10 protein-coding genes are annotated in these 12,291 nt (G+C 61.5%); 4 read left to right on the forward strand and 6 right to left on the reverse strand.

Annotated features, from left to right (window positions below; all coding sequences use genetic code 11):
* Nucleotides 1–5: 5 nt before the first annotated feature.
* The 6 genes from VF629_RS12005 to VF629_RS12030 all read right to left on the reverse strand — a co-directional run bounded on the left by VF629_RS12005 (nt 6) and on the right by VF629_RS12030 (nt 8,970).
* Nucleotides 6–953: a bifunctional riboflavin kinase/FAD synthetase gene (locus tag VF629_RS12005; protein WP_331058723.1), complete on the reverse strand. Its 948-nt coding sequence runs from the start codon at nt 951–953 to the stop codon at nt 6–8.
* 206 nt (nt 954–1,159) lie between these two features.
* Nucleotides 1,160–2,008 (reverse strand): tRNA pseudouridine(55) synthase TruB, encoded by an 849-nt coding sequence (gene truB, locus VF629_RS12010; protein WP_331058724.1) that lies wholly within the window; start codon nt 2,006–2,008, stop codon nt 1,160–1,162.
* Entirely contained in the window at nt 2,005–2,835 is an 831-nt protein-coding gene (locus VF629_RS12015) for an undecaprenyl-diphosphate phosphatase (RefSeq protein ID WP_331058725.1), read from the reverse strand. The genes truB and VF629_RS12015 overlap by 4 nt, the downstream gene beginning before the upstream one ends.
* A 17-nt stretch (nt 2,836–2,852) precedes the next feature.
* On the reverse strand, nt 2,853–3,182 hold the full coding sequence (locus VF629_RS12020) for a DUF3098 domain-containing protein (RefSeq protein ID WP_331058726.1): 330 nt from the start codon (nt 3,180–3,182) through the stop codon (nt 2,853–2,855).
* 97 nt (nt 3,183–3,279) lie between these two features.
* Entirely contained in the window at nt 3,280–4,179 is a 900-nt protein-coding gene (locus tag VF629_RS12025) for a cell division protein FtsX (protein ID WP_331058727.1), read from the reverse strand.
* A 171-nt stretch (nt 4,180–4,350) separates the two neighbouring features.
* Nucleotides 4,351–8,970 carry a translocation/assembly module TamB domain-containing protein gene (locus VF629_RS12030; RefSeq protein WP_331058728.1) on the reverse strand — a complete coding sequence of 1,540 codons (4,620 nt, stop codon included), beginning with the start codon at nt 8,968–8,970 and terminating at the stop codon, nt 4,351–4,353.
* A gap of 285 nt (nt 8,971–9,255) precedes the next feature.
* Between VF629_RS12030 and tsaD the strand changes: the two genes are divergently transcribed.
* The 4 genes from tsaD to VF629_RS12050 all read left to right on the forward strand — a co-directional run bounded on the left by tsaD (nt 9,256) and on the right by VF629_RS12050 (nt 12,224).
* On the forward strand, nt 9,256–10,269 hold the full coding sequence (gene tsaD, locus VF629_RS12035; RefSeq protein WP_331058729.1) for a tRNA (adenosine(37)-N6)-threonylcarbamoyltransferase complex transferase subunit TsaD: 1,014 nt from the start codon (nt 9,256–9,258) through the stop codon (nt 10,267–10,269).
* A 130-nt stretch (nt 10,270–10,399) separates the two neighbouring features.
* On the forward strand, nt 10,400–10,858 hold the full coding sequence (locus tag VF629_RS12040; RefSeq protein ID WP_331058730.1) for a thioesterase family protein: 459 nt from the start codon (nt 10,400–10,402) through the stop codon (nt 10,856–10,858).
* 25 nt (nt 10,859–10,883) lie between these two features.
* A complete protein-coding gene (gene smpB / locus VF629_RS12045; protein WP_331058731.1) occupies nt 10,884–11,342 on the forward strand; it encodes an SsrA-binding protein SmpB in 459 nt (152 codons plus the stop codon).
* Nucleotides 11,343–11,432: 90 nt separating this feature from the next.
* Nucleotides 11,433–12,224, forward strand: coding sequence for a C40 family peptidase (locus tag VF629_RS12050; RefSeq protein WP_331058732.1), 792 nt, complete (start codon nt 11,433–11,435; stop codon nt 12,222–12,224).
* The last annotated feature ends 67 nt before the right edge of the window (nt 12,225–12,291 follow it).

The raw sequence follows: 12,291 nt of genomic DNA on the forward strand, positions 1-12,291 counted from the left end.
GCCAGCTAAGCCAATGCGGCTCGCGTGTTCACTGCATCCAACGCCAATTGGGCCTTTAACGCGTCCAAACCGTCGTATTTTTCTTCTCCCCGTAACCATGCCACAAATTCCAGCGTGAGCAATTGGTCGTACAAATCGCCGCTGAAGTCCAGCAAATTCACCTCGATGGTCTGCGCCAAATCCTGGCCAATAGTAGGCCGCACGCCAATGCTGAGCATGGCTTGGTGCCGCGTGCCCGCCGCCGTGGTGGCCCACACCGCGTAGATGCCAATTGCCGGCACGAGCTTCAGCGGCTCGGTGGTCACGAGGTTGGCGGTGGGGTAGCCGATGGTGCGGCCCAGCTTCTGGCCGTGCACCACCAGGCCCGTGAGTGGGTAATGATAGCCCAGGTAGCGGTTGGCGGTGGCAATGTCGCCCTGGCGTAGGGCCTGGCGGATGCGCGTGCTGCTCACGCCCACGGCGTCCACGTCTTCGCGCGGAATTTCTTCCACCGTCAGGCCGTAGCGGTTGGCGTGTTGGCTTAAGTAGTCGAAGCCGCCCTCGCGGTTTTTACCAAAGCGGTGGTCGTAGCCAATCACCAACTGCTTGGTGCCGACTGTTTGCAGCAACAATTGCTGGATGTACTCTTCCGAAGTCCACTGCGCAAATTCCTTGGTGAAGGGCACAATGAGCAAGTATTCCACGCCGAATTCGGCCAGCTTGGCGATGCGCTCCTCCAGGGTGTTGAGCAGCTGCAGTTCCAACAGCTCCGGGTGGGAGGGCGGCGGCCCCAGCACCAGCCGCGGGTGCGGCCAGTAGGTGATGACCACGGCCGGCCCGCCGCTAGCCTGTGCCACTTCGCAGAGCCGCCCCAAAATGCGCTGGTGCCCCACGTGAACGCCATCAAACGTGCCAGTGGTGACCACGGCATTGGTCAACGAAGGAAACAGGGCCGGGTCGCGGATGACGTGCATTGGGGCGCCGGAAAGCGAATGGAGGATGAAAAAAGTACGCCGCGAAGGTAATGGGCGCTGCGCTGAACTGGCCGCGTATCCGGCTCAGTCCGGGGTAGAGACGCCTGTTTGCGTCCGGTCGTTGAACGACTGTGGCCGCTTTATTTGAGTGCAGCCGACCGTTCAATGTAGAGACCCATCCTCGCGTCTCGACGCAGTTCAATGAGCTACTCGGCCGCTCCCACCGACGGTGCGGCTTCGTCGGCAGAGGCCTGGTGCTGCTTCGCGGCCAGCGCATCGGCTTGTAGGGCCGCGTAGTACTGCAGCCCGGCGCGGTTGGGCGCCGTGCGGGGCCGGTCGGTGCGAGTGCGCGGTTCGTCGCCTTCCGGCCGCGGCGGGCGCAGGGCCTGGATAGCCTCAAGGGAAAACGCGTCTTCCACCCGAAACTCCCCAATGCGGGTGCGCACCAACCGCGTGAGGTGGGCGCCGCAGCCCAGCGCTAGGCCCAGGTCGCGCGCCAAGCTGCGGATGTAGGTGCCCTTGGAGCACACGATGCGGAAATCAACTTCGGGCAGCGCAATGCGCGTCAGCTCGAAGGCTTTTACCTCCACCGTTTTCGACTTGATTTCTGCTTCCAGACCTTGCCGCGCAATTTCGTATGCCCGCTTGCCGTCAATCTTCACGGCTGAAAATATAGGCGGGGTCTGCTGAATGGTGCCGGTGAGCGAGGTGGTGGCGGCTAGTATCTGCTCATTTGTTAGATGGGCATAGGGGCGGGCCATGTCCACGGCCGTTTCGAGGTCGAAGCTGGGCGTGGTTTCGCCCAGGCGGAAGGTGCCGGTGTACTCTTTCTCTTGCGCCTGAATCTGGTCGATTTCCTTGGTTTTGCGGCCCGTGCACAGAATCAGCAAGCCGGTGGCCAGGGGGTCGAGGGTGCCGGCATGGCCAACTTTCTTGATGCGTAGCGCATTTTTCACCTTGCGCACCACGTCGAAAGACGTCCACGTCAGGGGCTTGTCGAGTAGCAGGACTTCACCCGTTTCGAAGTCAAAATCGGCCAGGCTTTTCGTACTCATACTAAAATCAGGGGAATCTTCAACGCCAACATAATCAACAGGATGCCGCCCGCAATGATGCGGTAAATGCCAAACGCCCGAAAGCCGTACTTGGTCACGAAACCCACAAACACCCGAATGGCCAGCAGCGCCACCACGAAGGCCGCCACGTTGCCCAGCGCCAGTAGTTTCAACTCCTGGCCCGTGAACATCTGCGCTACGTCGATGCCCTTGGCGGTGGCTTCTTTATAGTAATCGTACAGGTCTTTGGCCGCCGCCGCGGCCATGGTGGGCATGGCCAGGAAGAAGGCAAACTCGGCCGCGGCCTGGCGGGTGAGCTTCTGGGTGAGGCCCCCGATGATAGTGGCGGCCGAGCGGCTCACGCCCGGCACCACCGCCAAGCACTGAAACACCCCAATGGTGAAGGCCTGGCGCCAGTTCGGGTTCGTGACCGGCCGGCCGCCCTCGCCGGGGTCTTCCTGCGGAAACCACCGGTCGATGAACACCAGCACGATGCCGCCCACCAACAGCATAAAGGCCACCACCGCCACCGATTCCAGCAGGGCATCGATGTATTTCTTCAAGAGCAGCCCTACCACCACCACGGGCAAAAAGGCCACCAACAGCTTAAGATAGAAGTCGATGCTCTGAATAAACCGGCGCCAGTACACGGCCAGCACCGATAGAATGGCTCCAAACTGGATGACTACCAAATAGAGCTTGGTAAACGGCGTGGCCGGAATGCCCAGCAGCGCCGAAGCAATAATCATGTGGCCGGTGCTGGAAACGGGCAAAAACTCAGTGAGCCCCTCGACGATGGCGAGGAGCAACGCGTGCCAATAGGTCATAAGGAAGCAGTACGGTACTACAGGCGCTTGTAGGCGGGAGCGGCCGGAGTGGGAGCCGGGGTCGGGGTCGGCGTGGTGTTGGAAGCAGTTAGGCCCGGAGCCGAAACGGAGACGTTCGTCGTGGCCGCAATGCTTTTGTCGCGCACCATGATGGCCGCAAACTCAATGCAAAAGCCCACAAAAAGCAGAATAGGGCCCAGGGTGATGCCGACAAAATCCTCGCCGTAGTTGTCTTTGTCGCCGAACATCATGGTGATGAAACCAGCGGCCAGCACGGCCAAGCCTATCCACATCAGGCGGTAGTTGCGGGGGCCGAAGGCGAAGCGGGGGGCAGGGGAAGGGTTCATAAAAGTTGTCAGTTGTTGGTTGTCCGTTATTAGTTGGTTGAACGTCATCCATCATAGAAGACTAACAACAGGCAACCAGCAACTGACAACAAAAAGGTTAATACAAGTCGTCGAGCGACATTTTCAAGTATTTGTGCACGGCGCGGGCCGAGCTAAAAAAGCCGATGACAACGCCCAGGCCTACCACTGCCAGTAAGAGCAGGCCCAGGCGAAGGTCGTCGCGCAAGAGGCGCAGTTCTTCAATTTGCAGGTACGCGTATTGCAGCAGCGCCACCAGCAGCAAGGCCGCCAGCACCCCGCTGGCCAGCCCTTGCCAGGTGGCCCGCCGCAGGAAGGGCTGCTGTATAAAGAGGCGCGTGGCCCCCACCAGTTGCATGGACCGAATCAGAAAGCGCTGCGAAAACAGCGCCAGCTTGATGGTGTTGTTAATCAGAATGACCACCACCAGCACCAGCACCCCCGCAAAACCCAGCAGCACCAGGCTCACCCGCGTCAGGTTGTTGTTGATGCTGGCGAACAGGTCCTGCGGGTACTGCACCTCAAACACGCCGCGCTGGGTGGCAATGCTGCGCTCGAGCTGGCGCAGGTGCATGGTGTCGGTGTACTCGGGCTTGATTTTGAGCACGTAAGCATCACGCAAGGGGTTGTCGCCGAGGAATTGTCGGAAGTCTTCGTCGGTTTTTTGCAGTAGTTGGCGGGCGCCTTCTTCCTTGCTCACAAACTTGATTTGGGGCTTGCCGTCGCGCTCGGCCACAAAGGGCGACTGGCCCAGGTCCTGCTGCAGCCGCAGCAGCTCGGTCTCGGGCAACTCGCGGTCGAGGTATACCTGCACTTCAAGGTTTTCGCGCACCACTTCCGACAGCTTTTGCGCGTGCAGCAGCAGCAAACCAAACATGCCTATCACCACCAACGCCAGCGTAATGCTGAACACCACGAGCAAAGTAGGGTAGGAGCCGAGCTTTTTCTTGCGGGTGTGGGACGTTGTAGGGGCAGCCATATTTTGGCAAAGGTACGGGAACAGAAGAAGGGTAAGAGGGTATGGGGGTAGGAGGGAAGGAGTTTTTTAAGGAGCAAAGGAAACAAAGCTCCATGATTAGGTATAGCTGCCCTGCCAAGTTGCTTGGTCAGCCTTGTACTTCCTACCCTCACACCCTCCCGACCTCCTGCCCTACAAGTTGGTGCGCGGGTCCTCGTCCACGGTCAGTACTTCCTTGGTTGCGCGCGCTTTTTGGGTGTTGCGTTCTTTCTTCTTCGGGTTTTTGCGGCTAAACAACTCCCCAAACGAGTTGAACTGTTCCGTATGCAGCAGTGAGAGGCCGGCGCGGGGCTGGTTGATGGTTTCCAGGTCGCGCGGCGTGGTCTCGTAGCGCAGCTTGGTGCGGAACTTGCCATCGGGCCGCAGGTAGTATTCCAGGCTGAGGTCGCCCAGCAGCGAAGCCTGGCCGGCGGTGTTGCCGACCGTGCCAGTGCCGCCGGGCACGGTTCCGGCCCCGGTGTTCACCAGGTTGGGGTTGTTGGTGAAGCCGCCTTCGCGCGTCACCCGCAGCCGGCCGTTGAGGAAGGAGTAGCTCAGGCGGACTTGCAGGGCCTGCAGCTGCTCGGCCGTCAGGCCGTTGATGTTGAAGTCGATTTCCAGGTTTTGGTCGATTTGCGAAGTGAGCAAGCCCAGCTGCGTGCTCAGAATCTGACCCAGGCTGTTTTGCACCGAGTTGTCTTGCCCGCGCAGGGAAATGGTGCTGCCCAATGACGAACCCCGCGGCGAAAGCTGCTTGAACACCAGTAGACTGAATACCTGACGGTTAAGCTCCTGCTCATCGTTCCGCAACGAGGCCGTGAAGGCCGCCAAGTCGCCCTGCAGCGTGCCCGGCGCGTCGTTGAATTCCAGCCCCAGGCGAATGGCCGGCAGCAGGAGCGGCCCGGTCAGGTTCATCACGGCTGTCACGGGCACCACGGCCACGCTGCCCGACGTGCCCGCGTCCAGCACCGGCGCCAGCGACGTGCGCTGCGTGTAAATGGCCGTCACGTTCATCTCGCCGGCCAGCGGGTCGCCGTTCCAGGAAATGATGCCGCCGGGGCGCACCACAAACTCTTTGTTGACAAGTCCTTGCAAGGTGAAGTTGTAGGCGCCGCGCACGATTTCCACCTGCCCGAACATGTTGAAATCGCCCCGCGTGTCGATGGCCATGCGCAGCTGCCCGGCCGCCGAGCCGCGAATGACGTCGCCGGTGCTCTCGTCGAGCAGGATTTCCAGGTAAGCCTCCGGCGTGATGGTCAGGTTCATGTTGAGCTTCAGGCCCGACAAGTCGATTTTATCGGCTGCGGCCACGGCCTGTGCCTTTTTCGTGACCACGGTGTCGCCCACCGGGTTGTTGTTCACGAACTTGATGTAGCCGGCCTTCTCGGCCCGGGCAGCGTTGTCGAGGGGCAATGAAATGCGGGTGCCGGCCTCGCTGCTGGCCCGCACGGTAATGTCCAAGTCGTCGGTTGGGCCCGTGACGCGGGCCGTGCCCGTGGCGTAGGCCGTGCCGAAATACAGCTGGTTGTCCTTGCGCGTGGTGTTGAGCACCTGCATCTTACGGAAGCTGGCCGCAATGTCCAGGCTCATTTCCTTAAAGCCGCGGTGACGCACAATACCATCCACGGTGCCGGTATTACCCAGCACATCGCGCAAGCGAATGTTGCGGAACTCAATGGAGCGGTTGGTGAAGGTGATGCGGTCCGAGAATGTGTAGGTCGTGCCCAGGTAGCCGAACGTAAGCCGCCCATTGTTCACATTTACCAGCCCCAGCAAATTGGGGGCGTTGAATAAACCCGTCAGGCGCAGTTCGCCCCGGCCGGTGCCGCTCAGGTTTTTGAACAGCGTGCCCAGGAAAGGCTGCGCCAGCACCAGGGGCGCGTCGTTGAGCGTGCCGGTGAGGTTGAATTGGTTGGTGTCGTCCTTGGGAGCAATGTCGCCCAGCACCGTCAGCACCGACTGCCCGGCGCGGGCCACGTCCATGTTCACGCGCAGTTTGCTGGCCGCGTTGTCCCAGTCGCCGCGCCCGGCCACTTGCCCAATCAGGACGCCGTCGTAGCTCAGCGAATCCACGCCCAGCGTGCTGTTGATGGTGAGCGGACCGTACACGCCGCTCACCGTGCCCAGCGCGTTGACGCGCCCGCCCAGGCGCTGCCCCGTGATGGCGTTGAGTGTGGCCAACTCGAAGTCCTTGAGCTGCAGTTGCAGCGGCGGCTTGCTTGCATCGGGCGAGATGAAGCCCTGCGCCCCCACAAACTGCACCCCGTTGCTGAACGTCAGGTTTTTCACGTCGAACTCGCGGCCATAGTCCGTAATGGTCACCGAGTTGTCGGCCGCAATGGTCCAGTCCTTGTCCAGCAGGTGCAGGCCCGACTGCCGGAACACCACTTCCACGGCCCGCGGCAAAAAGCCCAGCGCCCCGTTGATGGTGGCCTTGTTGGTGGTGCCCGTTTGGGCTAGCGCTGTGGAAAAGTTGATGCGCTGCTGGTCCCACACGCCCTCCACGAAGAACTTCTCGGTCTTGCCCAAGCCGGGCAGCACCTGCTGGTCGCTCGTGACGCTGACCTGAGCCAGGATGTCGGACTTATAAGGCAGCTTGGACGTGAGGAAGTCGAAGTCGTCGTTCACCGTTTGCACGGGGCCGTAGCGCAAGCTGTCGAGGTGGCCGCCCAGCTGAAAAATAGAGGTTTCGCCGCTTCGGAACGAGCCGTCGATGCGGCTCCCGTTGGCCACGCGCAGCTCGGGCACAAACAAGGCCAGCACGGGGTTGGGCTTTTTCAGGTTCAGCAGCAGGTCGACGCGGTACACCGGCAGGGCCTCCTGTCGCTTCTGGCGGTAGTAGTTGGCCGTGGCCGTCGGGTTGCTTTCGAAATTCAGCCGGTACTCGGTGATGAGCGTTTGCACGTCGCGCACCACGTCGGAGGTATTGAAGGCGCCGGCCACGCTGGCATCTATTGCTTCGGAGCGCATGGTCACGCTGCGCTGGTTGCGGCTGTTGCGGGTGCTCACAATGTCGAGCGTATCGAGGCGCAGTTGGCGCTTGCCCATGCTGAAGCGCGACCGCCGCAAGTAGGCGTGCCCAATGAGCGAGTCGAGCTGCACGCCCTTGAACTTCACGTCGGCCGTGGTGGCAATGATGAGCGGCTGCTTCATCAGGCCCAGCGCGCGCAGGTCGGCCCGCTCAATCTTGGCCTTGATGTCCACGTCCTGGTGCTCGCGGTCGAGGTCCACGTGGCCGTCGGCCACTAGGCGCACGGCCGGGTCGTTGGCCGTGATGTGGCCGTTGAACGACTGCTGGTGGAAGTCGCCGTTGAGGGCAATGTTGCGGTAGCGGTATCCATTCAGCCAAATGCTGGGCACGTTCAGGGAAGCCCGGCCCCGCGCAAACGGCGGGATAAAGCCCACCCCGGACACCCGCCCATTCAGGGTCACGTCCCGAATGACCGATTCATCGCCCAAAAACTTGCCTACCTGAAAAGCATTCGAGCGCACCGTGCCAGAATAGGCCGCGTGCGTGAGGTCGGTTTTGGTCTTGAGGTTGACGTCGGTGGCCACAAAACCCAGGGCCGTGTCAAACGAGGCATTGGCCACAAAGTCGTTGTAGAAGCCCAGCACCTGCCCTTGCAGCTTCACGGTACCGAGGCGCTGCACGAGCTTGTTGGCCGAAGCCGGCAGCCACTTTTTCAGGTCGCTGGTGACCACCACCGAGGGCATCAGGCGCAGGTCGATGAAGCTTTCGCGGTAGTTGGGCAGGCCGTCGGCGTGGGCGCGCTTGGCCACAATGTGCGTGCCTTTGCCGTAGCGCACGTCCAGGTTGTTCACCTTGAAGTCGCGCACGTAGCCGGATGCATCGCCGGATATCTGCACCGATTCGTGCAGCGTGGCCAGCTGGGGAGCAAACTTGGCAATGTCGTCGGTGAAAATCTGAGAGCCACGCAAGCGCGCAACGGTCCTCATCGAGTCGTTGTACTCCGTGAAATTACTGAACACCCGGTACTCAAACCGCACGTAGTCTTTGATTTGACTGCGGCCCACGCGCAAGCTCAGGTCTTTGAATTCCCAGAAATGCGGCCCATACGTCATGTCCGCCGTGATTTCGCGCAACTGCGTTTTCGAGGGTGATTCCACCGCGTGCAGGTTGCTGATGCGCAGGCGCAGCGTGTCGCCCAGCCTGATTTTCGACACGTCGGCGTAGATGCTGTCCACCACCAAATGGGCGTAGTCAATGCTTTTGCCGTAGGTCGGGGAGCGCGGCGCGTCCTGCTTCTCAATGGCAAAATGGCCGTTGCGCAGGGCCACGTCGGCAATCTTGAAATCGAATGGAGCCGACTTGGTGGTGTCCGAAGGCCCCATCAGCCGCTTCACCGCCGACATAAACTGGCTGAACGTGGTGGTGTCGGGCTGGCCCGCCAGGTTCTTTAGCTCAAACCGGGGCTCGTTCAGCGTCAGCTTGGCAATGTGCAGGTGCCGTGGGTCGAACACCGAAAACAGGGAAATGTCGGCGTCGGCCCGGCCAATGCTGAACAACTCGCCGCCGCGCCGGTCCAGCACGCGCACCCCGTCCAGCAGCACCCGCGAAAACGGCCGCACGTCCACCCGCCCAATCGTGACTTGCTGCCCCAGCTTTTGCGTGAGCACCGACGCTGCTTCCCGGGCCAGCCGCGTTTGCACGCTCGGCACCCGCAATGTCACCAGCGCCCCCACCACGGCCAACACCACCAACAGGGCGAGGCCCAGCAGCACTTTCAGCAGAATGGAAAGGAAACGACGCACCGGGGCAGATGATTTTGAAGCGAAAACGCGGGGTAATCCGCAAAGTTGCGGTTTTTTAGCCGTTTATGACAATAGCCGTCGGGCATCGTAATCAACTATTAAGCCAAGGGAACGGCCGCGGGCAGGCTGCGGTTCAACTCCTTGGCTTGGTTGCAAAGTTGGTCATCGCCGCCCAACCACACGAAGGCCCCCGGCCCGGCCCGCTACCTTTGAGGCGTAGGAGCTTCATAAGTTTAAGGCCTTGTGCCGCTCTGCTTACTTTCTGCTGCGCCTTACCGTTACGTTATGCTTGCCCATCCCATCATCCTCGCGATTGAATCTTCCTGCGACGACACCGGCGCCGCCGTCCTGGCCGGCGGCCAGCTGCTGAGTAACGTCGTGGCCACCCAAAAAGTACACGAGCAGTACGGCGGCGTGGTGCCTGAGCTGGCCTCGCGCGCCCACCAGCAGCACCTGCTGCCCGTCGTCACGGCCGCCCTCAAGGAAGCAGGCGTCACCAAAGCCGACCTCGACGCCGTGGCCGTCACTCAGGGGCCGGGCCTGCTCGGCTCCTTATTAGTAGGCGGCATGTTTGCCAAGACTCTGGCCCTGGCCCTCGACAAGCCGCTGCTGGCCGTGAACCACATGCGCGCCCACATTCTGGCCCATTTCATCCGTGACCCCAAGCCGACGTTTCCCTTCCTCTGCCTCACGGTGAGCGGCGGCCACACGCAGCTGGTGGTGGTGAAGTCGGCGCTGGAAATGGACATCATGGGCCAAACCATCGACGACGCCGCCGGCGAAGCCTTCGACAAAACCGCCAAGCTGCTTGGCTTGCCCTACCCCGGCGGCCCGCACCTTGACAAGCTGGCGCGCCAGGGCAACCCCACGCGCTTTCCGTTCCCCGTCGGAGCCATGCCGGGTTACGACTTTTCGTTTAGTGGCCTGAAAACGTCGGTGCTTTACTTCTTGAAAAAAGAAACCGCTGCCAACCCCGACTTCGTGGCCCAGAACCTGGCCGACCTCTGCGCCAGCATCCAGCACACCATTGTGGCCACGCTGCTCCGCCAGTTGCGCCGCGCCGCTGCCGACACCGGCCTCACCCAAGTAGCTCTGGCCGGTGGGGTGGCGGCCAATTCCGGCCTGCGCACCGCCCTGCAAGCCGAAGCCGAAGCGCAAGGGTGGGAGGTGTTCATCCCCGACTTCGCCTTCTGCACCGACAACGCCGCCATGGTGGCCATGACGGCGCATTTTCAGTACGAGGCCGGCGACTTCGCCACCCAGCTCACCAGCCCTGACCCGCGCCTGAAGCTGACGTAGCGCGGCCGTGCCCGGCAGGGACTTTCAGTCCGCGTTCAGTCAGTTCGCAGCAAATTAACCGTTGTTGCGATAAGCAAACCGGCCGTTCCTACTTCGCAAAACCGCGGACTAAAAGTCCGCGCTACTGCTCATGACCAATTCCTTCCAGCCCGGCGATACCAAAACCCACCGCTACCTGGTACGGTCGGAAGACTACGCCGACTTTGGCCCCGACACCGGCGGCTTGGTCCATCAGGTGCTCAGCACTTTTGCGCTGGGCCGTGAAATGGAGTGGGCCGCCCGGCTGTTTGTGCTAGAAATGAAAGAAGCCGACGAGGAAGGCATTGGCACCGAGTTGGCCATTCAGCACCACGCGCCGGCCTTCGTGGGCGAAACCGTGGTCCTGACGGCTACCTTTGAGCGACTCGACGGCGCCAATTTGCGTTGTGCCGTAGAAGCCCGGGTGGGCACCCGCCTCGTGGCTACTGGCCACACCGGGCAGCGCATCGTGGCCCGCGTCCGCTTGGCGGCCCGCTTCGCCGCGCTGCAAGCCGAGGCCGGAGTGGCCCCTTTTACATCACCTCCCGCGCCGCGTCAGGCCGACAACTGACAACGTGCAACTGACAACTTTCCGCATGGCCAAAGACGACAAACCCGTCATTATCAATATAAAGAACCGCCGCGCCAGCCATGAATACACCTTCCTGGCCAAGTACGACGCGGGCGTGATGCTGCAAGGCACCGAAATCAAAAGCATTCGCGAAGGCAACGTGAACCTCACCGACGGCTACTGCACCTTCGACCAGCGCGGCGACCTCTGGATTCACTCCATTCGCATCGCGCCCTACGCGCTGGGCACCTACAACAACCACGACGCCATGCGCGCCCGCAAGCTGCTGCTCAACAAGCGCGAGCTCAAGCAATTGGCCGGCAAAAGCGTAGACCAGGGCCTGACCATCATTCCGCTCCGGCTGTTCGTGACCGACCGCGGTTTTGCCAAAATCGAAATTGCGCTGGCCCAAGGCAAAAAGCTCTTCGACAAGCGCAACGACCTCAAGGAAAAAGCCCAGAAGCGGGACATGGAGCGGATGTAATCAGTGGGTGAATGGGCGAATGAGTGAAGGGGTGAATGCTTTGCTACCGTTCTTTGCATTCAGTCATTCACTCATTCGCCCATTCACCTCTTGAATCCCGGTATTTGCGCCCTTAGCGCTGTCCCCGTCCGCGCCGAGCCCAACGACCGGGCCGAGTTGGTTACCCAGCTGCTGTTTGGGGAATGCTACCAGATTTTGGTGACGCAGGACAGCTGGCTGCAAGTGCAGCTGGCCGCCGACGACTACGTGGGCTGGATTGATTTCAAGCAGCACACGCCGGTGTCGCCCGAGTACTACGCCCAGTGGTGCGCCCAAGACCACCCGCGCGCCCTCGACGTGGTGCAGGCCGTGAGCGACGCCACCACCAAAATTCCGCTCACGCTGGGCTGCCGCCTGCCGTTTTTCGACGGCATGAACGTGCGCATCGGCGACCGCAACTACTTTTTCAACGGCACGGCCACCAACCCCACCGCGGCCCCCGATTTTGCCCGCCAGGCCACCTTGCTGCGCAAAACGGCCCTCATGTACCTGAAAGCGCCCTACGTGTGGGGCGGCAAAAGTATCTTCGGTCTCGACTGCTCTGGCCTGTGCCAGCAGCTCTACGGCTTGGTGGGCATCCAACTCCCGCGCGACGCCCGCCAGCAGATTGACCACGGCCGCTCCGTGCACTTCGTTGCCCAAGCCAAGCCCGGCGACCTGGCCTTTTTCGACAACGCCGAGGGCCGCATCGTGCACGTGGGCATGGTGCTGGACGAAGGCCAAATCCTGCACGCCCACGGCGAAGTCCGCATCGACCCGCTCGACCACAACGGCATCTTCAACCGCGAGCGGCAGCGCTACAGCCACAAGCTGCGCCTGCTCAAACGCCTGCTGCCAGAGTAGGGAAGAAGGCCAGACGCTACCAGAACGTCATGTCGAGCGCAGCCGAGACATCTCGCTCGGGGCAGTA

Source organism: Hymenobacter sp. (assembly GCF_036388155.1).
Lineage (GTDB): Bacteria > Bacteroidota > Bacteroidia > Cytophagales > Hymenobacteraceae > Hymenobacter.